Annotated in this window: 27 protein-coding genes and 1 pseudogene; 14 read left to right on the top strand and 14 right to left on the bottom strand. The window is 65.4% G+C overall.

Translation table 11 applies throughout. From position 1 onward, the window contains the following. Positions 1–10: 10 nt before the first annotated feature. Positions 11–469, top strand: a complete 459-nt coding sequence (locus CH306_RS27935; protein ID WP_094630451.1) for a VOC family protein — start codon at positions 11–13, stop codon at positions 467–469. A gap of 25 nt (positions 470–494) precedes the next feature. Here the strand turns inward: CH306_RS27935 and CH306_RS27930 are convergent, their stop codons facing one another. The 4 genes from CH306_RS27930 to CH306_RS27915 all read right to left on the bottom strand — a co-directional run bounded on the left by CH306_RS27930 (position 495) and on the right by CH306_RS27915 (position 4,983). Further along, positions 495–2,000, bottom strand: a complete 1,506-nt coding sequence (locus CH306_RS27930; protein ID WP_094648483.1) for a protein adenylyltransferase SelO — start codon at positions 1,998–2,000, stop codon at positions 495–497. Between the two features lie 60 nt (positions 2,001–2,060). Next, a complete protein-coding gene (locus tag CH306_RS27925; protein ID WP_094648482.1) occupies positions 2,061–2,882 on the bottom strand; it encodes an ABC transporter ATP-binding protein in 822 nt (273 codons plus the stop codon). After that, positions 2,879–3,844, bottom strand: coding sequence for a FecCD family ABC transporter permease (locus CH306_RS27920; RefSeq protein ID WP_032396341.1), 966 nt, complete (start codon positions 3,842–3,844; stop codon positions 2,879–2,881). The genes CH306_RS27925 and CH306_RS27920 overlap by 4 nt, the downstream gene beginning before the upstream one ends. A gap of 92 nt (positions 3,845–3,936) precedes the next feature. After that, the gene (locus tag CH306_RS27915; protein WP_094648481.1) at positions 3,937–4,983 is read right to left on the bottom strand and encodes an ABC transporter substrate-binding protein; all 1,047 of its coding nucleotides are present in this window, start codon (positions 4,981–4,983) and stop codon (positions 3,937–3,939) included. Positions 4,984–5,147: 164 nt separating this feature from the next. On the opposite strand from CH306_RS27915, the gene CH306_RS27910 reads away from it, so the two are divergent. Together CH306_RS27910 and CH306_RS27905 are read left to right on the top strand one after the other, a co-directional pair. Then, complete coding sequence (locus tag CH306_RS27910) at positions 5,148–5,567, top strand: nitroreductase/quinone reductase family protein (RefSeq protein WP_045196834.1); 420 nt, start codon at positions 5,148–5,150, stop codon at positions 5,565–5,567. Positions 5,568–6,127: 560 nt separating this feature from the next. Then, positions 6,128–6,583 (top strand): hypothetical protein, encoded by a 456-nt coding sequence (locus CH306_RS27905; protein ID WP_094648480.1) that lies wholly within the window; start codon positions 6,128–6,130, stop codon positions 6,581–6,583. Between the two features lie 48 nt (positions 6,584–6,631). On the opposite strand, the gene CH306_RS27900 is transcribed toward CH306_RS27905, so the two are convergent. Continuing rightward, positions 6,632–7,246 (bottom strand): NAD(P)H-dependent oxidoreductase, encoded by a 615-nt coding sequence (locus CH306_RS27900; protein ID WP_094648479.1) that lies wholly within the window; start codon positions 7,244–7,246, stop codon positions 6,632–6,634. Positions 7,247–7,325: 79 nt separating this feature from the next. On the opposite strand from CH306_RS27900, the gene CH306_RS27895 reads away from it, so the two are divergent. After that, a complete protein-coding gene (locus tag CH306_RS27895; protein ID WP_094630367.1) occupies positions 7,326–7,901 on the top strand; it encodes a TetR/AcrR family transcriptional regulator in 576 nt (191 codons plus the stop codon). 8 nt (positions 7,902–7,909) lie between these two features. Here CH306_RS27895 and CH306_RS27890 read toward each other — a convergent pair whose 3' ends face one another. The 4 genes and pseudogenes from CH306_RS27890 to CH306_RS27880 form a co-directional block, all read right to left on the bottom strand. Beyond that, positions 7,910–8,539 carry an ABC transporter ATP-binding protein gene (locus tag CH306_RS27890; RefSeq protein WP_256981294.1) on the bottom strand — a complete coding sequence of 210 codons (630 nt, stop codon included), beginning with the start codon at positions 8,537–8,539 and terminating at the stop codon, positions 7,910–7,912. A gap of 41 nt (positions 8,540–8,580) precedes the next feature. After that, a pseudogene (locus tag CH306_RS29715) lies at positions 8,581–8,703 on the bottom strand (hypothetical protein); the annotation flags it as partial. Further along, the gene (locus CH306_RS27885) at positions 8,700–9,677 is read right to left on the bottom strand and encodes a FecCD family ABC transporter permease (protein WP_094648478.1); all 978 of its coding nucleotides are present in this window, start codon (positions 9,675–9,677) and stop codon (positions 8,700–8,702) included. The pseudogene CH306_RS29715 and the gene CH306_RS27885, both read right to left, overlap by 4 nt. Next, entirely contained in the window at positions 9,674–10,663 is a 990-nt protein-coding gene (locus CH306_RS27880) for a FecCD family ABC transporter permease (protein WP_179272987.1), read from the bottom strand. Before CH306_RS27880 ends, CH306_RS27885 begins: the two co-directional genes overlap by 4 nt. A gap of 31 nt (positions 10,664–10,694) precedes the next feature. Between CH306_RS27880 and CH306_RS27875 the strand changes: the two genes are divergently transcribed. From CH306_RS27875 to CH306_RS27855, 6 genes are all read left to right on the top strand, one after another. Continuing rightward, the gene (locus tag CH306_RS27875) at positions 10,695–11,624 is read left to right on the top strand and encodes an ABC transporter substrate-binding protein (protein ID WP_179272986.1); all 930 of its coding nucleotides are present in this window, start codon (positions 10,695–10,697) and stop codon (positions 11,622–11,624) included. A gap of 108 nt (positions 11,625–11,732) precedes the next feature. Continuing rightward, the gene (gene amiA, locus CH306_RS29710) at positions 11,733–11,846 is read left to right on the top strand and encodes a streptamidine family RiPP (protein ID WP_254924168.1); all 114 of its coding nucleotides are present in this window, start codon (positions 11,733–11,735) and stop codon (positions 11,844–11,846) included. Positions 11,847–11,898: 52 nt separating this feature from the next. Continuing rightward, positions 11,899–12,576 carry a hypothetical protein gene (locus tag CH306_RS27870; RefSeq protein ID WP_094648475.1) on the top strand — a complete coding sequence of 226 codons (678 nt, stop codon included), beginning with the start codon at positions 11,899–11,901 and terminating at the stop codon, positions 12,574–12,576. After that, positions 12,573–13,904 carry a CocE/NonD family hydrolase gene (locus CH306_RS27865; RefSeq protein ID WP_094648474.1) on the top strand — a complete coding sequence of 444 codons (1,332 nt, stop codon included), beginning with the start codon at positions 12,573–12,575 and terminating at the stop codon, positions 13,902–13,904. The genes CH306_RS27870 and CH306_RS27865 overlap by 4 nt, the downstream gene beginning before the upstream one ends. After that, positions 13,901–15,259, top strand: coding sequence for a YcaO-like family protein (locus CH306_RS27860; protein ID WP_094648473.1), 1,359 nt, complete (start codon positions 13,901–13,903; stop codon positions 15,257–15,259). Before CH306_RS27865 ends, CH306_RS27860 begins: the two co-directional genes overlap by 4 nt. Continuing rightward, a complete protein-coding gene (locus tag CH306_RS27855; RefSeq protein WP_179272985.1) occupies positions 15,256–16,482 on the top strand; it encodes an MFS transporter in 1,227 nt (408 codons plus the stop codon). The genes CH306_RS27860 and CH306_RS27855 overlap by 4 nt, the downstream gene beginning before the upstream one ends. Here the strand turns inward: CH306_RS27855 and CH306_RS27850 are convergent. Together CH306_RS27850 and CH306_RS27845 are read right to left on the bottom strand one after the other, a co-directional pair. Further along, positions 16,459–17,175 (bottom strand): SagB family peptide dehydrogenase, encoded by a 717-nt coding sequence (locus tag CH306_RS27850; RefSeq protein WP_094630376.1) that lies wholly within the window; start codon positions 17,173–17,175, stop codon positions 16,459–16,461. The genes CH306_RS27855 and CH306_RS27850 overlap by 24 nt on opposite strands. A 71-nt stretch (positions 17,176–17,246) precedes the next feature. Next, complete coding sequence (locus tag CH306_RS27845) at positions 17,247–17,492, bottom strand: hypothetical protein (RefSeq protein ID WP_045196818.1); 246 nt, start codon at positions 17,490–17,492, stop codon at positions 17,247–17,249. A 162-nt stretch (positions 17,493–17,654) separates the two neighbouring features. Here CH306_RS27845 and CH306_RS27840 point away from each other — a divergent pair, with 162 nt between their 5' ends. Next, positions 17,655–18,185 (top strand): hypothetical protein, encoded by a 531-nt coding sequence (locus CH306_RS27840; protein ID WP_094648471.1) that lies wholly within the window; start codon positions 17,655–17,657, stop codon positions 18,183–18,185. Positions 18,186–18,216: 31 nt separating this feature from the next. On the opposite strand, the gene CH306_RS29705 is transcribed toward CH306_RS27840, so the two are convergent. Continuing rightward, complete coding sequence (locus CH306_RS29705; protein WP_254924171.1) at positions 18,217–18,345, bottom strand: hypothetical protein; 129 nt, start codon at positions 18,343–18,345, stop codon at positions 18,217–18,219. 21 nt (positions 18,346–18,366) lie between these two features. On the opposite strand from CH306_RS29705, the gene CH306_RS27835 reads away from it, so the two are divergent. The 3 genes from CH306_RS27835 to CH306_RS27825 are packed head-to-tail and all read left to right on the top strand — an operon-like array spanning position 18,367 to position 21,606. Then, positions 18,367–19,839, top strand: coding sequence for a PepSY-associated TM helix domain-containing protein (locus CH306_RS27835; RefSeq protein ID WP_256981293.1), 1,473 nt, complete (start codon positions 18,367–18,369; stop codon positions 19,837–19,839). Continuing rightward, positions 19,836–20,390, top strand: a complete 555-nt coding sequence (locus tag CH306_RS27830; protein WP_094648469.1) for a copper chaperone PCu(A)C — start codon at positions 19,836–19,838, stop codon at positions 20,388–20,390. Before CH306_RS27835 ends, CH306_RS27830 begins: the two co-directional genes overlap by 4 nt. Further along, positions 20,383–21,606: a Dyp-type peroxidase gene (locus CH306_RS27825; protein WP_094648468.1), complete on the top strand. Its 1,224-nt coding sequence runs from the start codon at positions 20,383–20,385 to the stop codon at positions 21,604–21,606. Before CH306_RS27830 ends, CH306_RS27825 begins: the two co-directional genes overlap by 8 nt. Before the next feature lie 21 nt (positions 21,607–21,627). Here the strand turns inward: CH306_RS27825 and CH306_RS27820 are convergent, their stop codons facing one another. Beyond that, the gene (locus CH306_RS27820; protein WP_094648467.1) at positions 21,628–22,230 is read right to left on the bottom strand and encodes a TetR/AcrR family transcriptional regulator; all 603 of its coding nucleotides are present in this window, start codon (positions 22,228–22,230) and stop codon (positions 21,628–21,630) included. A gap of 80 nt (positions 22,231–22,310) precedes the next feature. After that, the gene (locus tag CH306_RS27815) at positions 22,311–23,432 is read right to left on the bottom strand and encodes a TIGR03364 family FAD-dependent oxidoreductase (protein ID WP_094648466.1); all 1,122 of its coding nucleotides are present in this window, start codon (positions 23,430–23,432) and stop codon (positions 22,311–22,313) included. Positions 23,433–23,457 lie beyond the last annotated feature (25 nt).

Here is a 23,457-nt window from a genome sequence, read left to right as displayed (position 1 = left end):
ACTGGTTTCCATGACTGACGCCACGTCCTTCAGAATTCTTCGCTCCGACCATGTCGGATTCTCTGTCGGGTCGCTCGATGACGCCCTTCGATTCTGGATCGACGGTCTCGGAGCAACCCTCGAACGGACGGCGGAGATGGGCGGGGAATTTCTGGGAGAGGTCACCGGAGCACACGGAGCGGCAGTTCGGATGGCGGTGGTCACCGTTGCGGGTCAGACGATCGAGCTGCTGGAGTACCGCGATATTCGCGGAGAGTCTGGGTCGTCTCGACCCTACGATCCGGGTTTCGCCCACCTTGCTTTCGAGGTCGACGACATCGATGCGGCCCTGACGCGCATAGCGGAGTTCGGGTGGACGGCGCAGGGAACTCCACAACCGATTGCCGGCGGCACCAAGGTGGGCACCCGAGTCATGTACGCAGTGGGCCCGAATGGAGAGACCATCGAATTCATGGAGCCGCCGCGGTGACGATCAGGCAGGTGCGCGCAGGAAGTCAGGTTCCGCAGTAGGTCCGAAAACCGGCACTGAAGTTCTCAGGAGCAGGCAGGGCGTAATCCGCCCGGTCATCGTGTCGGTCGAACGGCGATGTGACGACCTCGAGAAGACGCTCGAAGGGCCCGAGATCGCCGGTCGTCGCAGCCTGGAGCGCAGCGTCGACCAGGTGGTTCCGGGGAATGTATGCTGGGTTGACGCGGTCCATACCGTCGGCGACGGATGAAAAGTCCTGTCCCCGAGCCGAAACCGCAGTCCTCCAACTCTCGAGCCAACTCCTGGAGGCGTCGGGTGGGACGAGGGAGTCGAACGGCACCGAGTTTCCGCGTAGGTTCTCGGCGAGGGCGCGGAAAGTCAGGGTCCAGTCGGCGCGGTGATCCGTGAGCAACCGATGCAGATCGTCGACGAGAGCGCCATCGACTGCACCCTCGTCCAGGCCGAGTTTGGCGGCCATCGCGGCGCCGTAGTGCTGTCGGTAGCGATCCCCGTAGGTGTCCAGGACCGCGGTCAGGGCGGTGATCGCGAGATCGGGAGTCGAATTCACCAGTGGCAGTAGTGTTTCGCCGAATCTCGCCAGATTCCACCCGAGAACGGCGGGTTGGTTGCCGTAGGCGTAGCGGCCACCGTGGTCGATGGAGCTGTACACCGTGGCGGGATCGTAGGCGTCCAGAAAGGCACACGGCCCGTAGTCGATGGTCTCGCCGGAAATCGTCGTGTTGTCGGTGTTCATGACGCCGTGCACGAATCCGACCGACATCCATTGTGCGACAAGGGACGCCTGAGCATCGACGACGGCCTCGAAGAATGCGAGGTAGCGATCCTCGGGTGCTCGCTCGACGAAGTCGGGGTAGTGGCGGGCGATCGCGTAGTCCGCGAGGGTCTGCGCGAGTCCCTCTCGTCGGGCAGCGAACTCGAAGGTGCCCACCCGCAGATGGCTCGACGCGACCCTGGCCAGTACCGCGCCGGGCTGCGGACCTCCCTCTCGCACCACCTGTTCTCCGGTCGTGACGACGGCGAGTGAGCGGGTGGTGGGGATGTGCAGCGCATGCATCGCCTCGCTGATCAGGTACTCGCGCAGCATGGCTGCCACCACCGCACGCCCGTCACCACCGCGCGAGAACGGCGTGGCACCGGAACCCTTGAGATGCAGATCGACCCGACGGCCCTGATCGTCGCGAAGCTCACCGAGCAGCAGCGCTCGGCCGTCCCCCAGCAAGGGCTGGTAGTTGCCGAACTGATGACCCGCGTACGCCATCGCCACGGTGGCGGTCTCGGTCGGAGAAACGGATCCGGACAGCACGCCGGCCCCGTCCGGAGTGCGCAGCGACGCAGGGTCGAGCGCGAGTGACCGGGCCAGGCCGTCGTTGAGAATCAGCACGCGAGGGTCAGGTGCGTGGGCCCCCTGCCACGGCAGGGTGACGCCGGGAACCTCGTCGGCCAACGTCGACTCGAACCCGAATGCGGGCAGGCTCGTGGTCGACACTTCAGGCCTGATGGATTCGCTCATGGTTCAGGGGTACCACGAATCGTGGCACCCAATCCCCGGGGGACTGCAATCCGATGCCGATCAGAGGCGAGAAACCGCTGTCACGCTGGTGTCCTGCTTCCCATCGACGGTCTCGTACCCGGCCGCCGCATCGAAGCGGATGTGAACCCGTCCGTTCTCGTCGTCCACCGACACCCGCGCCCGCACTCGATACACCTCGGCGATGAGTTCTTCGGTCAGCACGTCCGCAGGTGCGCCACCTGCGACGACCTTGCCGTACTGGAGCACGAGCACCTCGTCGCAGAACATCGCGGCCAGATTCAGGTCGTGCAGCGCGACGATGCTGGTGATCGGCAGACGGGCGACGAGGGCCAGCAATTCGAGCTGGTGATGGATGTCGAGGTGGTTGGTCGGCTCGTCCAGCAACATCTCGCGAGGCTGCTGGGCGAGTGCGCGTGCAATGTGCGCCCGCTGCTGCTCACCACCGGAGAGCGTGCGCCACAACCGATCCGCTTTGTCGGTGAGTCCGGTCTGCGCGAGCGCGTCGTCCACTGCGTCGTCGTCGCGGTCGCTACCGCCGAACGCCCCGCGATGGGGGATCCGTCCCAGACGCACGACATCGCCGACCGTCACGTCGACGTCCGTGTGCGCGTGCTGTCCGACGACCGCGACGGCGCGAGCGATGTGCTTGCGTTTGAGCGAACCGAGCTCGGCACCGTCCAACTCGACGACGCCTGAGGTGGGCGACGCGGCCCCGGCCAGCAGGTGGAGCAGCGAGGACTTACCGGAACCGTTGGGCCCCAACAGGCCCACCGTTCGGCCGGGTGCCGGGTGCAGCGTCACTCCGTCGACCACGAGTGCGCCGCCGCGCTTCCAGGAGACGTTCGACGCGTGCAGTGTCATCGAATTCCTCTCTTGCGAGCCATGATTGCGATGAAGGCAGGGACACCGACCAGTGCTGTTCCGACGCCGACCGGCAGTGGGGTCGGGGCGAAGGCGACTCGGGAGACGGCGTCGACCCACACCATGAAGATCGCGCCGATGACGGCAGTGGTGGGCACGAGGCGGCTGTGGTTGGGCCCCACCAACAGTCGCGCCGCGTGCGGAAGAATGAGGCCGACGAAACCGATGGCACCGGCCACGCTGACGAGTGTCGCAGTGATCAGGGCGGTTCCGACGAGCAGTGCCAGGCGCACCTTCTTGACGTCGAAGCCGAGCGAGGACGCCACCGAGTTTCCGAACGCGAATGCGTCGAGCACGTACGCGTAGTAGCAACAGACCACTGCGCCGATACCGGCCACGGTCACACAGAGCACGACGTCGTTCCATCGGACTCCCTCGAACGATCCGAGGAGCCAAAACATCACGCCGCGGGTCTCGTCGGAGTCCGCGAACGCGAAGATCACGAAAGATGTCAGCGCCGAGAACAATTGAGTGGTCGCGACACCGGCGAGGATGACGCGGTCGTTTCCGCTACCGGACATGCGGGCAAGGAAGAGCACCAGCCCGAACGCAACGAGCGCACCGATGAACGCGCCGCCCGACAGACCGAGTGCGGCACCGCCGACACCGAGAACGCCGACCACCACGGCTCCCGTCGACGCACCCGAGGACACCCCGAGCACGAATGGATCCGCCAACGGATTGCGCAGAAGCGACTGCATGATGACGCCGCAGATCCCGAGCCCGACGCCACTGGCCGCAGCGACGAGTGCTCGGGGGAGCCGTTCCTCCCAGACGATCGCGTTCTTCGACACTTTCACCGGCACATCGGTGACGCCGAGATGGTTGAGCACCACATCGCGAACGTTGACCAGCGAGATGTTCGCGGGCCCGAGCGTGATGGCGACGAGAACAGACACCACACACAGCACGACACCGCCCAGCAGAGCCAACCCCCAACGCCACAGGTCGGTGTGCGATCGCTGGGCGGTCCGCCGCGGGGTGATGGTCGCGGTCAGGACGACAGTCCCAGGTCGCGCAGTCCGGCCGACACCTTTTCGACGCCGTCTACGGCCCGGATCGACGGGTTCATCTCCGCGCCGTGCAGCGAGATGTAGCGCTTGTCGCGGACGGCGGCCATCGTGCTGGTGACGGGGTCGGACTCGAGGAATGCGATCTTGTCGGCGAGCAGGTCACCGGGAAAACGGTTGCGGGCCAGATCCCCGAGGACGAGCACCGTCGGGTCTTTGTCGACCACGGTTTCCCACCCGACTGCGGACCAGTCGTCGTCGATCTCCGTGAACACGTTTGTCGTGCCGACGGAATCGGCCAGGAGGTTGGCCGAACCGCGTGTGCCTGCGACGTAGGGGCTCTTGGTGTCCGCGAACCAGAAGGCCACGGACACATCGGCATTTGCGGTTCGCGCGGTGGCGTCGGCCATGCGGGTCTTCAGTTCTTCGACGAATTCGGCACCGCGCTCGTTGACGTCGAAAATCGCCGCGAGTTCGGTGATCTCCTGGTATAGCGACTCCATCGTGAGTGGCGTCGTTCGGGTGTTGCCTCCGTTGACACTGCGGCCGGCGTCGCAGTCGGTGGGGGAAAGATACGTGGCGGCACCGGTTTCGGTGAAGCGCGAACGCTGCGCGACGCCGCCCTGCTCGAAGTGGCGTCCGAACGAGGCGGTGACGAGGTCGGGTTCGGTATCGACCACGACCTCGTAGGTGGGGGCGTTGTCGGCCAGTCGAGGAACCGAGGCGTTCGCGTCGGCGAGGTTCTCGCGGACCGGATCGGTCCAGGACGCGGTGCCCACCATCCGATCCTGCACACCGAGCGAGAGAAGGATTTCGGTGGAGTTCTGGTCGAGTGACACCACTCGCTGCGGGGCGGAGTCGAAGGTGACCGACTCGCCGCAGTTCTCGATCGTCAGCGGATACGACGTCCCTCCGTCGGTGGTCTCCGCGGTGGCGTCGGAGACCTCCTCGGATGCTCCGCAGGCGACGAGCGATCCGATCAGGGCGGCGGCGGCAGCGAGGGTGCCTGCGCGGCGACGAACGTTGAGCACGTGGAATGTCCTTCGGGTTCAGACAGCAACGAGCCGCCGGGGATTGCCCGACGGCGGCACACACCGAGGTATGTGTGAGCACAGGCTAACCTTTGTCTTGCGCCGATGGAAATCGTGGCATTCGATCGGGTCCGAAACGACGTGGTGGGCGGCATACTCGTCCTATGGCCGACTTCAACCAGATGATCATCGACGAGTTCCGGAGCAACGGCGGACACGTGTCGACGGCAGGGTTCGGTGATGCGCTCGTCGTGCTGCACTCCATCGGAGCCAAGAGCGGTGAGATCCGGTTGAACCCACTCATGGCGATTCCGGAGGACGACAGCTGGCTGATCGTGGGCTCGGCAGCCGGCTCACCGAAACATCCTGCGTGGGTGCACAACCTGCGTGCACACCCCGCCATCGACGTCGAGGTTCCCGGCGACGGTGCCGTCCGAACCATCGCGGTGACCGTGTCGGAACTCCCCGACGACGAGTGGGACGCGAACTGGCAGAAGTTCTTGGACGCGTCCGAGGGCTTCGCGAAATACGTCGAGACGGCGGAGGGTCGTCGGTTCCCGATCTTTCGGTTGACGCCGGCCTGACTCGATCACGCCGGTGCGGGCGCGGTGCTGATGTCGATCGCCGCGCTCGCGAAGCGCTCGGTTCGACCCAGTCCGCTCGCGGCACAGGCTCACGGCCGCGGAATCTTTGTCGACCTACAGGTGAACAGTCGGTGTGGTTGCGCTTGATTCCGGGTGCCGGTCTCGGTGGACGCCGTGTCGCCGCGCAGCGGATCCGCTGCCGCGCATGCCCGGGGGCACCGGAATTGTCGCGATAACCGTGGTTTCGCGGGTTTCGGATATCGGTTCGGGACCGTCGGACCGGAAGGTGCCGAATGGCTTCTGTTGGTGCACAATGCTTGTCGAACTGCACTGCTCGACGACGGGGACGAGATATGCACATTGTCGTGGGAACCACGTGTGTCGCCACAGTGGCGGCTCTTCGTCGGTTCGTGTCGCAGGCGTCTGCGCCGTTCGTCGACAGCTCGCGAAACATGATCATCTGCCGAACGTGACCGGCACCGGCACCAGACGGCGTGCTTCCCCTCGGTCGACCCGCGAAAAATCGTCGCGGACAATACTGCAACACAGAAGGATTCGACGTGGCCGCAACCGTGGAGCAAGCCTCCTATGTCTTTCGTGAGTGGCACAAGCGCATCGGGGATCGTGACGCGCCCGCTCTGTCCGAGTTGTACGCCGCAGGTGCGGTTCTCGAAAGCCCCTTGGTTCCGGTGCTGTTCGATCTGCGATCCGGAATAGTCGAAGGACGAATCGCACTCGACAGCTTTCTGCAGGAGACCACCCGACGGCGATCCGACGAGAACGAATCGCCGTCGCCGGACCGCGTGGGCATCTACACGTTCGACGGGCACCGTCTGGTCTGGGAACACCCGCGTCAGACGGCGAACGGCGACAAACTCGATCTCGTCGAGATCGTGGAGCTCGACGGACCCCTCATCTCGAGACATCGAATCTATTGGGATTGGCACGGCATCGGGCGCATCGATCCCGCCGAACGACCTCGAGTCACTCGACGGGATCGAATCGTTCGGAGCTGACGGTGCACTGCGCCGCACGTCGGTGGTGCTCTCCGGGCGCGGCCCTGCTCAGTGGGTGAGGGCCTTCTCGCGGTCGGCAATCCGGGCCGCCAGGGAGGTCGCGAGTTCGGCGACCTCCGCAGCGAGAGCGTCGGGGGTCTTGGTATCGGTTTCGTGCAGGAAAGTCGTCGACCCCACTGTGGCACCGCAGTATTCGACGATACCGCGTTCGATCTGCGTGCGGAATGCGTCGTACACGCCGTGGCGCTCGAAGCTGTCGGCGTCGTCGCCGGCAAGGGAGACCAGGTGGACGGTGAGTCGATCCAGCTTCTTGACGATGCCGTAGTCGGCAGTGAGATCGTAGGCCCATCCGCTGACGAAGACGCGATCGATCCACCCTTTGAGCAGGGCAGGCATGGACCACCAGTACATCGGGAAGACCAGAACCAGGTGATCGGCGCGGTCGATTCTGTCCTGTTCGGCCCGCACGTCCGCGGGCGTGTTTCCCTTTCCCCGAAACAGATCGAGGTCGCCATCGGCGAACCGTGGGTCGAAGTTCTCCGCGGCGAGATCGGCCGTCTCGACGGCGTCACCTGCAGTGCGGATTGCGTCGGTCACGGATCGGACGACGTGGTGGGTCAGTGAGTCGGGGTCGGAATGGGAGACTACGACGAGTGCGGTCATGGCTGGTTCCTTCTGCGAGGCGAAACGGCTATGTACCAACAGTAGGTTACTATTCGTACATAGCGCAAGGAGGTGCCCGATGGCCCGGACGCGACTGTCTCGCTCCGACCGATACGACCAGTTGGTGGCGGTCTCCTGGGCTCTCGTGCGAGCGGAGGGGGCCGACGCTTTGACGCTCGGCCGACTCGCCGAACATGCCGGCGTCGCAAAACCCGTGGTGTACAGCCACTTCGCCTCGCGTGCAGAACTGTTGGCCGCACTGTTCACAGAATTCGACGACCGACAAACGGTCATGCTCGAGGAATCGCTCCGATCCGCGCCCGACTCGTTGAACGGACGTGCACAGGCCATCGCCGACTCGTACGTCGGCTGCGCGTTGGCGCAAGGGCGTGAGCTGACAGGTGTGCTGGCGGCACTGGAGGGCTCGCCCGAACTCGAACAGGTCAAGAGAACGGCCGAACGGGCGTACTCCGAACGATGCCGGTCGATTCTCGACCCGTACAGCGGATCCGGGGGTATCTCGGCACCGTCGATCACCGCTATCTTCGGTGCAGCGGAGGCGCTCTCTCAGGCGGCGGTATCCGGCACTCTCGCACCGGAGGACGCGACCGATGAATTGACCGAGTTGATCATCGCCGTCGTGGGAAAGCTCTGACCCGCAGCTCACTCGGCGATGAACATCGGCCTACCGACAACCGGGTCGGCCACCACTCGGGCGCGGATCTCGAATACGACTTCGAGCAGCGTCGGTGTCACGATGTCGCGCGGATGACCGTCGGCGACGATGACACCATCGCGCATGGCCACGATTCGATCGCAATACCGCGCTGCTTGGTTGAGATCGTGTAGCACCATCACGACGGTCTTCCCCCGATTCGCGACCAGATCGACGACCAGCTCCATCACATCGATCTGATGACGCACGTCGAGGTACGTGGTGGGTTCGTCCAGTAGCAGTACTTCGGTTTCCTGCGCCAAAGCCATTGCTATCCAAGTACGTTGACGCTCCCCGCCGGAGAGCGAATCGACAGTTCGGTCGGCGAGGTGGAGGATTCCGGTCGAGGACATCGCTGTGTGCATGGCCTCGTCGTCGTGCCGTCTGAGCATCGACAGGGCACCGAGCCTCGGGTATCGACCCTGTTCGACGAGCTCTCGGACACGCAGCCCCTGCGGTGCGATTGCGGTCTGGGGCAGGATCGCGAGTCGTCGGGCTGTCTCGATCGACGACCGATCACGAAGAGGGGTGCCGTCCAGCCGTATCTGTCCGTGCCGAGGAGCCAAGACCCTGGCCAAGGCCCCATCAGCAACGTCGACTTGCCCGATCCGTTGGGGCCGACCAACGCGGTGACCGTTCCCTTCTCGATAGCGATGTCGAGGTGCTCCGAGACCGTCCGATTGCGATACCCGAGCCCGAGGTCGACGGCCTCGAGAATCGGTGTGGTGACGTAGCCCGTCATCGGGCGTCCTTTCTGATCAGCCAGATGAGATAGGGAGCGCCTACGAGTGCCGTCACGGCCCCGACCGGAAGCCCTGATACATCCGGTCCGCTGCCTGGGATGTCGATCGACGCGCTGAAGGCGAGTAGGTCTGCGGAGGACAGCAACACGGCACCGCCGATCGCGCTGACCGGAATCAATACTCTGTGGTCGCCGCCGAGCGCGGCCCGCGCGGCGTGAGGCGCGATCAAACCGACGAACGCGACGGCACCCGCGGCCGTGACGGCCGTTGCCGTTGCCAGTACCGCGATGGCGAGCAGCAACATTCGAGTCCTGTGGGGGCGAATCCCGAGGCCGGTGGACGTCGCGTCGCCCAGCATGAGCGCATTGGCGAGTGACGCACATAGAAGCCCGGCCGGTATCAAAACGATTGCCCAGGGCCACAGTCGATTCCAATCGTCGATAGTCCTGGCATTGAGAGAGCCGATCAGCCAGCGAAGGACCACCCCCATCGGTTGGGCATCGACGACGAGCAGCAGTGACGTCACCGCGGACAGGACAGCGCCGATCAGGATTCCCGCGACCGCCAGGGAGCGTCGGCCCAGGAGGTACAGAGCCAGTCCGGCGCCTGCGGCACCGAGTAGTGACGCCAGGGGCGCGGCACCGGAGGCAGGTAGCACCAGAATCGACAACACAACGCCCAGTGCCGCACCGGATCCCACGCCCGTGGTCGACGGTTCGGCCAGGGGATTGCGCATGACCGCTTGCAGCAACACGCCGGCCAGTGCCAGGAGTGCGCCGGCGACCAATCCGACGAGCACCCGTGGAAGGCGGTAGTTCCGGACGATGATCTCGTGTGCCCGTACCTCCGACGTGCCGGTCAGTACTCTGATCACCTCGGCCGCTCCGAGTTCGCTGCGCCCCGAGACGAGGTGAAGTATCACCAGGCCGGCGACGCACGTCATCGCGATCACCACGAGGTGACGAGCCTTCATCGCGTGGCGGCCTGTCTGTGCAGAGCGATCAGCAGTACCGGAACCCCGAGAAGAGTCGTCGTGATGCCTACGGGAATCTCGATCGGATACAGCATGATTCGCGACGCCAGATCGGCGGCAGCGAGCAGGAATGCGCCGATGACGGGCGTGAGCAGAAATACCCGCCGAGAACTGCTCGTGTGCAGAGCCCACCGAGCCAGATGTGGGGACAGCAACGCGACGTAGGCAACCGGACCGCACACCGATGCCACTGCGGCGGTGAGCGCAGCGGCACACACCAGTGCGATCAACCGGGTCGGTACCACGGAGATGCCAAGTCCCGCAGCCACATCGTCGCCGAGTGCAAGGGCAGCGACCCGATGCCGCATGAGCAGAGCGAGCGGGATGAAGACGGCGAGCCAGGGTGCCGCGACACCGAGATGGGTCCACCCCCGCTCACCGAGACTGCCGAGCAGATACCGAAAGAGCAGTGGCAGGTTCCCTTCGGTGCCCAGGCTGACCAGCGCGATGACCAGTCCCGACGCGAGAGCGCTGACCGCAGCGCCGAGCAGTACCACTCGGTGCGGGTCGCTGGTCGGTCCGACGGTGGTGATCACCGCGATGCCGGCGACAGCTGCGCCGCACAATGCCAGATAGGGAAGAGCTGTGAGCGGCAACGGAATGGCAAACACGGCAACGGCCGTCATCGCGACAGCTGCACCGGAGGACACGCCGAGAATCTCCGGACCGGCAATCCTGTTGCGCAGTACATCCTGCATCAATGCGCCAGCCAGGCCGAGGGCCGCACCGCTCACCAGGCCCAACAGCACACGCGGCAGTCGAACGAGCGCAACGTGCCGATGGAGGGCATTCGACGGGTCGAGCACGGCGTGCAGCGCGCGCGCCGGATCGAGAGTCGGCTCACCCAGGCACAGGGCCAGCACCATCACGGCGACGCAGGCGCAGGTGCCCGCAGCGTGGACCCCTTTATCGGTAATGGTTATCATTTCGGACACATCATTCTGCAAAGGAGTTCCCATGCGCAAGTTGTCCGGCTCTTCTCGATCGTTCGGCGCACTCGCACTCTCGGTGTTCGCGCTCGCAGCCTGCGGTACTGCCGATGCGGGCGACGTCGACGCGGCATCTGCGGTCACGGTCACCGACGACAGCGGGACGGTGATCGAGCTCGATGCACCCGTCGAGCGAATCGCGTGTCTGACGCTCATGTGTGTCGACGCGTTGAAGGAGGTGGGCATGACCCCCGTCGCCTACCGTGAGGAACTCGCGGCCGATCCCCGCTATGCCGGCCCGGATGCCGACATGCGCAAGATCACGGGCGGATTCGGTGAAGAGAGCGTCGAGGACATCGCGCTCTCGGAACCGGACCTCGTCATCGGACTCGGGGGAGTGCAGGACGGGTTGCGCGGTGCCGTCGAGGAAGTGGCACCGATGTACCTGGTGAACCCGACATCCTGGCGGGATTCGGTCGAATTCCTTCGCACCATAGGCCGTGTGACGGACCGGCAGCAGGAGGCGGACGCCGCTGCAGAGGCGTTCACCGCCGAGGTCGACGCGGCCGCGGGGAAGTGGAGTGGCCTCACGACGCTGTCGATGTACGGCGAACCGGGCAGTCTCGGAGTCGATTCCGTCGACACCCCCGTCGGCTCGCTTCTCGCGGAGGTCAGTGACTATCCGTGGCAGGCGGGAACCGATGCCTTCGCGACGGTATCGGTGGAGCAGATCGCGTCGGTGGATCCAGATGTGGTGTTCGCGCAGGCGTTTTCATCGGGCTCCGACAATGAGCCTCTCTCGGACCGGCTGGCGAGCAATCCGTTGTGGTCGGGTGTGGCGGCGGCCCGCAACGATCGGGTGATCGAGGTGGACGCCGGAGTATGGGCGACAGGGCGCGGAACGATCTCGTTGCGCATGGTGCTCGCCACTGTGACCGATGAGCTCGAAAGCTTGTAGTCCTTATTGAAAATCATTATCACTTGACGTAGGGTTGGACACCTCGACGATGTCGAGTCCATGGATCGGTTGCACCGCAACCGATTTGCCCATCGAAGAAGGAGAACCATGAACGACAACGAGCTGTTCCGTTCGATCCAGTCACCGGTATCCCTGGCGACGCACTCCGCGGGCCACAGCAACGCCCTGGTCGAGAATCCCTTCGAGGAAGCCGAGGACTGATCTCGGTGGGGTCTGCACACCACGATGTGCGGGCCCCGGCCGGGCCGTCGCCATGAAACTTGCACCCAGAACCGAACTGTACGAATCCGATTCGGGATTCGTGCTCCGCACCGCCGACGACGAACACTTCGCTCTTGCGCTCGACCGCGACGAATTCGACCAACTGGCACAAGCTTTGGCCGGCTCCGTGGCACCGGTGTCCGCGAAACCGAAGACGGCGCTGTCCGCGCTACTCACCGCAGGCCATGTCGTTCCCGATTCGTCGACCGAGGAGGTTGCGGTGCTCGGCTGCGGCTCTGTCGCGGCTGCGCTGGTGGGAATGCTGGGACGCGTCGGTAAGTCCACAGGGCATGCGGCGACTCGATCGATCTCCGTGAGTGACGACGGCGTCGAGTTTCTGGGGTCCGGTGGGTCGATCTCTTGTTTCCGTGACGGTAATCGTTACGTCGTTGTGCCCGAAGGGGTCCGGCTGACCGATGTGACGATGCGGCGCGCCGCCTCCCGTCGGAACAGGCAACGAATCGAGGACGGCTACGCCCCTCGCGCCGGCGGGCTGCGTCTGATCTCGTCGATCCATCCGGTGTCCGACGCGGCGGCCGAATTCGTGGCGGCTCAGGTTCTGGCGGAGGTCATCGATCCCACGGCCGACCATTGCGTGACGGCGATCGACCTCCGTACGCTCCGGGTGACTCGGCACCCGATTCTGCCTGTACCGGAACCGCCTCGATGACGGGGCGCGAGTACATGATCGGGGGACTTCGTACCTTCGTCGTGAAGGCGCGGAGTCCGCGTGCCGTGCTGTCGATTCGCACTCCGTACAACAGCGAAGCTCACCTCGCCGAGGCTGCGGGCTGGGCCGCGCGCGGATTCACCACCGTCGTCCAGGACGTGCGCGGCCGATACGGCTCCACCGGGTCGTTTCACCCGTATCACGGTGAAGGGGCCGACGGCTTGGCCTGCATCGAGTGGATCACCGCACAAGCGTGGTGGTCGCAGGCCCCCTTCCTGTTCCTCTACGGCACGTCCTACGGAGCGCACTGTGCCACCGAAACGGCTCTCGCTGCAGCTGAAGTCGAGGGAATTGCCGGCGTATCGGTCGTCGTGCCCGCTCTGGGGATGGGGGAGACGGCGCGAAATCGAGACCGGGCCTTCTACCTGCAGTCGCGCCTCGGCTGGTGGTGCGAGCACGGCGATGCTGCCCACTCTCGCGAGAGTTCGGCATCGGCGGATCTGCTGGAGACGCTGCCGGTGTCCGACATCGGAGGCTCGTCGAGCCCCCCGATACCCTCGTGGCTCTCGGTCCTGGAGGCCAGCAGGTCGGATGCGGAACGCAGGAACCACGCCGCAGCACTACACTGTCCGCTGCTGGCGCAGGGTGGGACTGCGGACTGGTTCGGCCAGGACACCGTCGACCTCTGGTCGTCGTGGGGTGGCCCGTCGGCACTCGCCCTCGGACCGTGGGATCACTCGATGCGGGGGTCGGGTCGCGCCGAGCGCATGAGCGCATGGCTGGGTGCGGCGCTCGACGGTCGGCCGTGGACCGGAGCGCAGCTGTACGGACACCCCGGTGGTCCGTTGCGGCTGGAGACGTGGCCCACTGCCCGAGCGACGATCGAGCTGCCCGGTGGCAGCTTCGTCGCAGATCCTCTGCAGCCCTTCCCTTCCTGTACACCCGGCACCGATGTTCGTGGACTGGCGACACGCTCGGATTGCCTTGCCCGTCCGGTGCCGTGGCGAGCCGGAGCCGTTGTCGGAACTCCCGTGGTGCGCGTCGACAGCGGCGACTGCGACCGGCACTGGGGCGCGATACTCGTCGCCCACCGGCGCGGCGGCGAGGTGGAGCAACTGACTCACGGCATGTCCCTCGACTCCGTCGTGCATCTCGCGCCGCTGTCCACACACATTCACGAGGGAGAGGAACTGACACTGATGATCTCGGCCCACGCCTTCCCGCGATATGCCCGCGATCTGCACACCGACGACGATCATCTGTACGGAACCCGAGCGGTGCCGATGCAACGTACCGTGCGCGGCATCGAGTTGGAGATGCCTGTATGAGCGATGTCTCCTTCCGCGTAGACGATCTGGTCGACCCCTTCACCGGATTGATCCGTGCGCTGCATCCGGTCGAGAGGCTCGACGGGATGCCGGAACGGTACGTCGGACTGACGGCGGAGATCGCCGATACCCGTGCGCTCGGACAGTGGCCGTGCGACTTGGTGTCGCTCGGTACCACCTTCGCGGATCCCGCAGGGGCCCGTATTGCGGCGATCGGCGAGGCAGTGGAACGGTACTGCGGAAACTACGTACCGAACACGCTGCGCTACGCAACTCCCGCAGAACTGCGCGCCGAGGGTGTTCGCCATTGGGGGATCGAGACATTCGAGTTCTTCGCGCCCTGGCAGCTGAACTCTGAAGGCTTTCCGTTCGAGCGTTTCACCGAGAACTCACGAGTCGCCTGGGTCGACGGGACATCGGACGACGGGGCGTGTGTCGCAGTTCCGGCCTCGTACGTGTACCTCAACTGGCGCGGCGGATCTCGCAGGAAGGACCCGTGGATTCATCATCTGAACTACGCCGGCATCGCCACCGGACAGGGGCTCGACGACGCGGCCACACGTGGACTGCTCGAGCTCGTGGAGCGAGATTCGCTGTCGCTGTGGTGGCACTTGAACCTGCCTGCGCGGGGTATAGATCCGGCATCGGTGCCTGGACTCACGGCAGACCTCGGCGATTCACGACTGCGGTGTCATCTCCTCGAGCTGCCATCGTACTTCGGAGTTCCGGTGGTAGCGGCCGTTGTTCACGATCTCGAACTCGGAATCGTCGCAGGCGGCTTCTCGGCGAAGCTGGACCCGGTCGAGACGGCACGCAAGGCCGTTCTCGAAGCGATCCACAGTTGGGTCTTCACCCGAGGGCTGGTCGAGGCAGACGGCTGGGTGTTCGGGTCGATGCGCGCCGGGGTGCTGTCGCCGGGTCTCTACCTGGACCACCGCGTCGATCGCAGCTACCTCGATGCCGCCGGAGCGCGCAGTGAACACGTCCGCGACCTGGGCGCACAAGCCCAGGTGTGGCTCGACCCCCGTACTCAGGCCGCGTATCTTCCCCGCTTCACGAATCCGGCGGAGACGGTATCGATAGACGAGCTTCCTCGCGGCACCGCCGACGGTATCCGGAGCGCGCTCGCGGTAGCGGGCCACGAGGTGGTCGTCTGCGACATCACCACCTCGGACGTGGCGTCGACGCCACTGAGGGTGGCCCGGGTCTGTGCCTCTGGCTTGATTCCCAACGCCCCGGCCGCATTTCCCTACTTCGGGCTACCCCGATGGCGCGACATCGCTCGGCGGCACGCGCCCGATTGCGACCCGACCGATCCGAACACGCTGCTGCTCGCTCCGCCTCCGAGCCTGTGACCGCCTTTCGACGCTTCGTCCTTGCGCGTGCAGTCGCCTGGATCGGCAACGCGATGTCCACGGTGGCCGTGCCGATGCTGGTCTATCAGCTGAGCGGCTCGCCGCTCCTCTCCGGTGTCGCCTTCGCAGTGGAGTCGTTGCCCTACCTGATGTTCGGACTGATCGCAGGTGCTCTCGCCGACAGGTACGACCGGCGCGCAGTCCTGCTCGCCGCTCAACTCGGCAGTGCTCTCGCTCTGGCCAGTATTCCGGCGGCCCACATGATCGCGTCGGTGACCGTTGCACACCTGATGATCGTTGCGTTCGCCGTGTCGACGCTGTTCGTCTTCTTCGATGCAGCGTCCTTCGGCGTCGTACCGGCCTTGGTGGGACGCCATCGAATCGCGGACGCGACAGGCACACTGGTCAGCGTCGGGACGGTGATCGGGATCGCGGGCCCGTTGCTCGGTGGTATCGCCGCGACGACGCTGGGGCCGCCGGGTGCCATCGCGATCGACGCACTGTGCTTTCTCGTCGCGACGGTGGTCACCTCGACGATCGCGATACCCGTGAGCGCCGCGTCGGCTCGGGGCGGTTCCGATCTCGGCAGGTCGATCGTCGAGGGTGTGGCATTCATTCGGCGGCACCGCGTGGTGCGGGCACTGACTGCGGTCGGCGTCGGGGTGAGCATCGCCAACGGTGTGGTGGTGGGACTGATGGTGGTCGTCGGCGTTCGGCAGCTCGGTCTCGCCGCCGAGGATGCGAGAATCGGATCACTTTATGCAGCAACGGCTCTCGGAGCATTCCTCATCAGTCTGGTCAGTGCACGAATTCAACGGGTGCTCGGGACCGGCGTGATCACGTGCCTCGGCTTGGTGGTGGCCTTCCTGTCGATGCTGGCGTGGTCCGTCACGGGCGCACTCGCTGTGTCTCTACTGCTCCTGATCGTCTATCAGGCCGCCAACACCATGATCGTCGTCAACGGCATCGTGGTTCGTCAGTCCGTCACGCCCGACCACCTGCAGTCCCGGGTGAACACCACGGCGCGGATGATCGCGATGGGTGGAACTCCCTTCGGAGCTGCGGCAGGCGGCGCCGTTGCCGATATGTTCGGCGTGACCGCGGCCGTCGTGCTCGGAGCGGGCGCGCTCGCTCTTGCGGGGGCGGTAGCCCTGCGGCTCGGGGTGCCGCGGCTACCGTTGCTCGCCGTCCTCGCCGAGTCAGCCGAGCGCGAAAGCCAGTAACGGAACGGACAGTCGGTCCAGGCGGAGCAAGTGCGAGAGCTCTTCGTCGTAGAAGCCCGAGATTGCACAGCACGCCGATTCGAGTGCAGTCGCGACCAAATACAGGTTCTGTGCGGCGATGCCGGCGTCGATGTGAAGGGTGCGATAGTGGCGTTCGCTGTATTTGATCAGGGTTCGGTCGAGGCGTCCGACGAGAATCACGACGAAGGGTGCCCGCTGCGCGAATTGTGGCTGCACGAGGCATGATTCGAGTGCGTCGACGCACGGTCCGGTGCCGGTTCTGCTCAGAACGTGTCGATGTGGATCGAAAAGGTAGGTCCCCGGACCGATCTCACCTGTACCGCGGAGGACCACGAGATGAAGGTCGATCGAATCGAGACCGCCTGCCGTCGGATTCATCCGGAAGGTGTGTGGCCTGCCGTCCGGCCGCTCGGTAGTTCGACCGGGCCCCGCTGCCGACCGGAGAAGAGTCGAGAGCCGCAGCGCGTCCATGTCCGCGAATCGGTAGTGCGACCGGCGGTCGCGCAGTGCTGTGCGGAGCGGCATCGGTGGGAGTGGCGGCGGCGACGGCAGAACACATGTCCCGTTGGCTGCGGGGACGGTCGGAAGGCCCGATCCGGTGCCGCGATCGACGAGGCGTCGGTGCACATCATGGACGCGCGCAACCGTGGAATCGAACGAATCTTCGGCCATGGAGCTGGACCCTAATCCAATACGGTAATCAGTGTCGATAAGGCGTCGAATGTTTCGATCGGCGGCCGTTCCTACGGGCGGTGCACGGCGGGGAATCGGTTGCGCAACGCATCGAGCTGGCGGTGCAGCTCGTAGAGCGACTGCTTCTGAGTCTGCGCCTCGTCGCTGTGCCACACGTGGCTGCGGGAATCGCCGACGCGCAGGGCTTTGCGGGCGAGTTGCTCGGAGTCCTCGATGCGACTCGACGCGGCCGCGATCTCGGCGGTCAGCATGTCGGCGAACACCCTCGCCTGAGCCGCGTCCGAATTCTCTGCCATGTGCGACCACTCTCGATCTCGCGGCTCGACCGTTGATCGTTCGAGTACCGATGATCAGGATAACCAACTGTAAAAAGACCGCTGGACCGGCTTTGGTGTAACGGAAGCGTCGCTGCCGTGCCCGAACTACTACTCGGTGTAGTCGGTAGTAAGCTCCCGTCCATGTCCGAGCCGACGGAAGGATTCGCGCCTCTGCGCGGTGCCTCCGTGGGCGGACTCTCGGCGCTGGTCACCGCCTGGGCGCACACCGTCGGCGGCGGGATGGCCCCGTCCGATGCGGCGATCGTGCTGCTGGCGCTGGTGTGCTCGGCCGTCGGATACGCAACCGCGGTGGCACCGACGGGGGCTGCACCGCGCACTCGACTGCTGGTCGTTCTCGCTGCGGCCCAGTCGATCGGCCATCTACTGCTCACCGTCGTCGACAGTCACCATCACGGTCCCATGATCACCGAGCAGATGTTCGCGGCCCACGTGGTCGCCATCCTGGTCGGTGCCCTGGCCATCAGGGGTGCAGAACTCGGCATCCGACGCGCGGTGACCTCGCTGGGCAGGGCTCTCCCACTACTGGCCGCCCTCGTCGTCGACGACAAGCGCATCGCCCCGCCACTGCCGGTGTACCGGATTCCGGGATCACCGCGACTTCTCGACCTTTCTGGCTGCGGAAACCGCGGGCCACCGGCTCGAACTGCCTGAGCACAACCCACCGTCACACCCGCCCTGCTCGTCAGGCGTCGGGTAGTGCGTTGTTGCCGCATTCGATCCTGTACTTCGCACTGTCGTCGATTCGCGCCGTCCGCGCACGGCTCGATCCGTCGTGCGATGCCACCTCGCGCACATCCGCGCGCCCAGTCATGCCTTCACGAAAGAAGTCCTCGTGTCCACACCGGAAATGGAACGCGTCGCCGATCCTTCCCCTCCCACCCGTCCGACCAGCCCCCGCAGTTGGCGTCCGCTGATCCTGCGGCTGCACTTCTATGCGGGCATCCTCGTCGCACCGTTCATCCTGATCGCCACCATCAGCGGCGGGCTGTACGCCGTCGCACCGACCATCGAACAACTCCTGTATCGGGACTACCTGCACGTCGACCCCACCGGCCCGGCCGTACCGGTGGCGGATCAGATCCGAGCTGCGCAGGCAGAACAACCCGACCTCACCGTCGCCGCAGTGCGACCGGCCACCGACTCCGGCGACACCACCCGGGTGATGTTCACCGACCCCTCCCTCGGTGAATCGAAGCGGCTGGCCGTCTTCGTCGATCCCTCGACCGCGACGTCCGTGGGCGAGTCGACGGTGTACGGCTCCTCCGGCGCGTTACCTCTACGCACCTGGATTTCCGAACTCCACCGCCACCTGCACCTGGGTGAGCCCGGTCGGCTCTACAGCGAACTCGCCGCATCGTGGCTGTGGGTGATCGCGCTCGGCGGGCTCTACCTGTGGGTCGAGCGCTACCGGCGCAACCGCGACAAAACCAGGCTGCTGACCTTCGATCGAAAATCCAAAGGCCGCAACAGGTCTTTGAACTGGCATGGTGTGGCGGGCATCTGGATCGCCGTCGGTCTGGTATTTCTCTCCGCCACCGGACTCACGTGGTCCACCTACGCGGGGGAGAACGTCACCGAGCTGCGTTCGGCATTGAGCTGGACCACACCCGCCATCACCGAGACCATCGGCTCTTCCGACGCCGCGACGCCCGATCATTCCGGTCACGGCGGGCATTCGATGGACATGGCGGCCGACGCGTCGACGACGAACAACAATGTCGGACGCATCGATTCGGTCCTCGACATCGCGAAGGCCAACGGTATCGACGGGGCCGTGGAGGCGTCGATCCCAGCGTCGGACGACGCAGCGTTCGTCGTCGCCGAAACCCGTCAGCCCTGGCTGATGTCGAACAATTCCATCTCGATCGACGGCAGCACCGGCACGGTTGTCGACACCCTGTACTTCTCCGACTGGCCGCTCGCGGCCAAGCTGGCTGCCTGGGGTATTCAACTGCACATGGGAACGCTGTTCGGTGTGGCCAATCAGCTGGCCCTGCTCGCACTTTCAGTTGCGCTGGCATCGGTCATCGTGCGCGGCTACATGATGTGGTGGAAGCGCCGGCCTACCAAGGCAACCGGTCTCACTGCGGGCCGGCCACCTCTGCGCGGCGGTCTTCGCCGTATCTCGCCGATCTCCGTCGCCGTCTTGGCGGTCGTCGCCGTCGCAGTCGGCTGGTTCGTCCCACTCCTCGGGCTGAGCCTGGTGGCCTTCCTCGCTGTCGACGTCGTGCTCGGCTCGATTCGTCGAGCTCGGACCAGAGCCGCCAAATCCGCTGCTTCCCAACATGAAAGCGAACTCGCATGAATATCACCCGTCGCACCTCGACGCTGGTGACCGCGCTGTCGGTCACCGGCCTGATGCTCACCGGATGCTCGAGCACCCAGCCGGCCGCCGCGGCGAAGGAGTCCGATTCCGTCGTCGTTCGCGAACAATGGGTCAAAGCCGCCGACTCCGGTATGACCGCGGCGTTCGCCGAATTGCAGAACACCGGCGACGCCGACGTGCACGTGGTCGGTGCGTCGTCGCCGGCGTCGAGCACAATGGAACTGCACGAGATGGCAACCGGGGCCGACGGAGCGATGGTGATGCGTCCGAAGGAGGGCGGCTTCGTCATTCCGGCGGGCGGCACGCACGTGCTCGCCGCGGGCGGCGACCACCTGATGCTCATGGACGTCACATCTCCGCTGACGCCAGGAGCCGACGCAGAGTTCACCCTCGAGTTCGAGGATGCGTCGACTGCGACGTTCACCGCCCAGGTCAGGGACTTCTCCGGGGCCCAGGAGAACTACGAGCCCGGCACCATGGGCATGAACACGGACGGGTCGGCAACCCCTGCCCCGACACCCGGTGGCTGACAACGACAACCGGTCACCACGCTCGCTGAGCCGGCGACGTCTCCTCGGTGGAGGCGTCGCCGCGCTCGGCGTCGCGGGCGTGGGAGCAGCGACCGGTTACGGAGTCTTCGGCAACCATGCGGCCGAGACGACCACCGGAGGTGACACGGTGCCGTGGCGTGGCCTGCATCAAGCGGGCATCGATACGGTTCCGCCGCAGGCACACTCGACGTTCGTCGGTCTGAATCTGCAGGATCGTGTCGGACGCGACGAGCTGATCGGGATTCTGAAGGTCTGGACCGAGGACATCGGACGGCTCACTGCCGGCGCACCCGCGCTGGCCGATACCGAGGCGGAATTGGCACTTCGGCCGGCGCGTCTGACGGTGACGGTCGGACTCGGCCCCGGTGTGTTCGATGCGATCGGTCTGCCGGATCGGCGCCCAACGTGGCTGGCGCCGCTTCCTGCGTTCGGAATCGACCGTCTGGAACCGGGATTCACCGGTGGAGATCTGTTGCTGCAGGTGTGCTCGGACGATCCTGTGACCGTTGCGCACGCAGTGCGGGTACTCACCAAGAATGTTCGATCGTTGGTGACGATCGCCTGGATGCAGCGCGGGTTCCGCCGTTCGCGGGGAACCGAGGAATCGGGCAACACGATGCGCAATCTGATGGGCCAGGTCGACGGCACGGTCAATCCGGCGGCCGGAAGTACGGACTTCGACGGTCTGGTCTGGGACGACGGCAGCGAGCAGCCCTGGATGCAGCACGGAACGTCGATGGTGTTGCGGCGCATTCGAATCGAGATGGATACCTGGGACGAATTGGACCGACCCGGCCGCGAGTTGTCGGTGGGGCGAACTCTCGACACCGGTGCGCCGTTGACCGGAACCGACGAGTTCGACGAGGCCGATTTCGACGTGACCGATCGATTCGGCATTCCGGTCATCCCACCGTCCTCGCACATCGCTCGGGCGCGGCACACTCACGACGGCGAGCGAATCTTCCGGCGGGCGTACAACTACGACGACCCACCTGCTCCCGGTTCGGTGTCGAACTCCGGGCTGCTGTTCGCGAGCTATCAGCGCGATGTGCTCACCCAGTTCCTCCCGATTCAGCGGCGCCTCGACGAATTCGATGCGCTCAACGAATGGACGACACCCATCGGGTCCGCGGTGTTCGCCGTGCTGCCGGGAGTGGTCGACGACGGCTATCTGGGCCGGAGTCTGCTCGAGTGACGGCCCGACACACGGGTGCGCTCAGAAAGAGGTCGCCAGGGCGACGCCGAGCGCGGTCAATGTGTCGACGAACTCCGTTTCGGTGAAGTCCAGATCGCCGCGAAGCCACCGGTCGAGTAGCTCGGTCGTGCCTGCCACCATCAGGACGGTCGCTGCCTCGGCCCGTGGGTTCGCGGGGTCGGCGTCGAGCACTGCTCGCATCAGCAGTGGTGTGAACGTGTCGACCATCTGTCGGCGTCGGGCCTCGAGTGCGGGATTGGCCGACGCCGAGGTGTACAGCAGGGACGACCGTGGATCGGAGGTGAGCGCGCGCACCAGAACGGCTGCAGTCTGGGCGACGCGGTCCGAGGTCGACCCCTGTTCCTGCACAATCTCTTCGAGAGCAGTTCCCACGGTGTCGATCACGTCGTCGAGAGCGCTCACCAGAATGGCGTCGCGGTCTCCGAAACTTTCGTAGAAGTACCTCTTGGACAGGCCGGCGCGCGCACAGATGCCGTCGACCGTGACGGCGGCGACACCGGACTCCGCAACGACGTCGAGGCAGGCGTCGAGCAGTTTCTCGCGGCGCTCGCGGCGACGTTTGTCTGCGGCGACACCTCGGTAGGGGCGAACGACCGGCGGCATGACTACATCTTGACACGGGGGTGTGCCCAGTAGTGTCGCGAGCCGAACAGTGCGGTGAGGCGAGGACGGGGGTGTCGGCGCTAGACGAGCGTCGGCGCGTTGTCCACGTTGGTCAACGCCAGACCCATGCTGGTGGTCATGCCGATCCCGGTCGTGACGGTGACGATGTGCACACGGTCGATGGGCTCTTCCAGCAGGAATTCCGAACCCGGTGCGGAGCAGTACGTTCCCTGCCATCGCTCGACGACGTCGATGCGGTCGACTCCGAACAGCGTTCTCGCTTCGCCGAGCAACACCTCGAAACCGTCTTCGCTCTGGAACGGCGAGGTGGTGATCTCGCGAACGTGGGTGTCGCCCAACAGGATCGACCCGTCCGGTTGTGGGGTGTACATCTGGTGCAGGTCGAGTTCGACGTAGTCGGGATACTCGGCCTGCAGGCGGGCAGCGACGTCTGCAACGGCGGGCAGGTTCTCGAAGCCCGAGTACCTCAGCAGCGACCAGCCGGTGAACAGCGGCGAGGGAAGCGGTGCACGCAGCGGCATGGTGGCTCGCATCATGTGCAGTCGGCACCGCACCAGTCCGCCGCGTTCGGCGCTCTCGGGAAACAGGCGATCGATGTCGTGGTTGACGGTGACGAACGTGGCACCGGCATGCAGGTCGCCGCGGGAGGTGCGAACGATTCCCGGCGCGAACGACGTTGCAGCGGTGCGCCAGTGGAAGTCCACCCCGGAATCGGCGAGCCAGCGTGCGACGGCCGGAGCGGCGGAGCGCGGGTCCACCTGGACGTCCAGAGGCAGGTACATGCCGCCGACCACATCGGTGTCGGCAAGGGGGAGTCGGTTCAGTACCTCGCTGCGGTCCAGCAGCTGTACCTGATCCTCGCCCCGTAGTTCGGCGAACTGCTCGAGCACCGCGAGCTCGTCCTCGTGCCGGGCGACGCAGTGCGTTCCCGATTCCGCTGCCCAGAAGTCGGCTCTTCGGGCGAGGTCGAGCCAGTGACTGCGGCCTGCTCGCGCGTACTCGAGTGCGGTCCCGGATTGCGCTGTGATGCAGGCGTGTCCGAAGTTCTGGACGGAGGCACCTGCGACACGATCGGCATGATCGATCACAGCCACGGTGAGTCCGCGCCGATGGGCGTGATACGCGTGTGCGAGGCCGACGATCCCGGCCCCGACGACCACGACGTCGTACGTCGATGTCATACGGAAAGTCTTTCTGCTGAGGTCA

Origin of the sequence: Rhodococcus sp. 15-725-2-2b, assembly GCF_002259075.1 — a bacterium.
GTDB lineage: Bacteria > Actinomycetota > Actinomycetes > Mycobacteriales > Mycobacteriaceae > Rhodococcoides.
This window is presented reverse-complemented; position numbering and strand designations above follow the sequence as displayed.

Bases quoted from the DNA above. Each gene is read 5' to 3' on its own strand.
- CH306_RS27885 (WP_094648478.1), bottom strand. From the start codon at position 9,677: ATGAAGGCTCGTCACCTCGTGGTGATCGCGATGACGTGCGTCGCCGGC.
- CH306_RS27930 (WP_094648483.1), bottom strand. From the start codon at position 2,000: ATGAGCGAATCCATCAGGCCTGAAGTGTCGACCACGAGCCTGCCCGCA.
- CH306_RS27840 (WP_094648471.1), top strand. From the start codon at position 17,655: ATGTCCGAGCCGACGGAAGGATTCGCGCCTCTGCGCGGTGCCTCCGTG.
- CH306_RS27845 (WP_045196818.1), bottom strand. From the start codon at position 17,492: ATGGCAGAGAATTCGGACGCGGCTCAGGCGAGGGTGTTCGCCGACATG.
- CH306_RS27895 (WP_094630367.1), top strand. From the start codon at position 7,326: ATGGCCCGGACGCGACTGTCTCGCTCCGACCGATACGACCAGTTGGTG.
- CH306_RS27880 (WP_179272987.1), bottom strand. From the start codon at position 10,663: ATGATAACCATTACCGATAAAGGGGTCCACGCTGCGGGCACCTGCGCC.
- CH306_RS27820 (WP_094648467.1), bottom strand. From the start codon at position 22,230: ATGCCGCCGGTCGTTCGCCCCTACCGAGGTGTCGCCGCAGACAAACGT.
- CH306_RS27870 (WP_094648475.1), top strand. From the start codon at position 11,899: ATGAAACTTGCACCCAGAACCGAACTGTACGAATCCGATTCGGGATTC.
- CH306_RS27860 (WP_094648473.1), top strand. From the start codon at position 13,901: ATGAGCGATGTCTCCTTCCGCGTAGACGATCTGGTCGACCCCTTCACC.
- CH306_RS27910 (WP_045196834.1), top strand. From the start codon at position 5,148: ATGGCCGACTTCAACCAGATGATCATCGACGAGTTCCGGAGCAACGGC.
- CH306_RS27935 (WP_094630451.1), top strand. From the start codon at position 11: ATGACTGACGCCACGTCCTTCAGAATTCTTCGCTCCGACCATGTCGGA.
- CH306_RS27875 (WP_179272986.1), top strand. From the start codon at position 10,695: ATGCGCAAGTTGTCCGGCTCTTCTCGATCGTTCGGCGCACTCGCACTC.
- CH306_RS29705 (WP_254924171.1), bottom strand. From the start codon at position 18,345: ATGACTGGGCGCGCGGATGTGCGCGAGGTGGCATCGCACGACGGATCG.
- CH306_RS27815 (WP_094648466.1), bottom strand. From the start codon at position 23,432: ATGACATCGACGTACGACGTCGTGGTCGTCGGGGCCGGGATCGTCGGC.
- amiA (WP_254924168.1), top strand. From the start codon at position 11,733: ATGAACGACAACGAGCTGTTCCGTTCGATCCAGTCACCGGTATCCCTG.
- CH306_RS27830 (WP_094648469.1), top strand. From the start codon at position 19,836: ATGAATATCACCCGTCGCACCTCGACGCTGGTGACCGCGCTGTCGGTC.
- CH306_RS27850 (WP_094630376.1), bottom strand. From the start codon at position 17,175: ATGGCCGAAGATTCGTTCGATTCCACGGTTGCGCGCGTCCATGATGTG.
- CH306_RS27865 (WP_094648474.1), top strand. From the start codon at position 12,573: ATGACGGGGCGCGAGTACATGATCGGGGGACTTCGTACCTTCGTCGTG.
- CH306_RS27900 (WP_094648479.1), bottom strand. From the start codon at position 7,246: ATGACCGCACTCGTCGTAGTCTCCCATTCCGACCCCGACTCACTGACC.
- CH306_RS27925 (WP_094648482.1), bottom strand. From the start codon at position 2,882: ATGACACTGCACGCGTCGAACGTCTCCTGGAAGCGCGGCGGCGCACTC.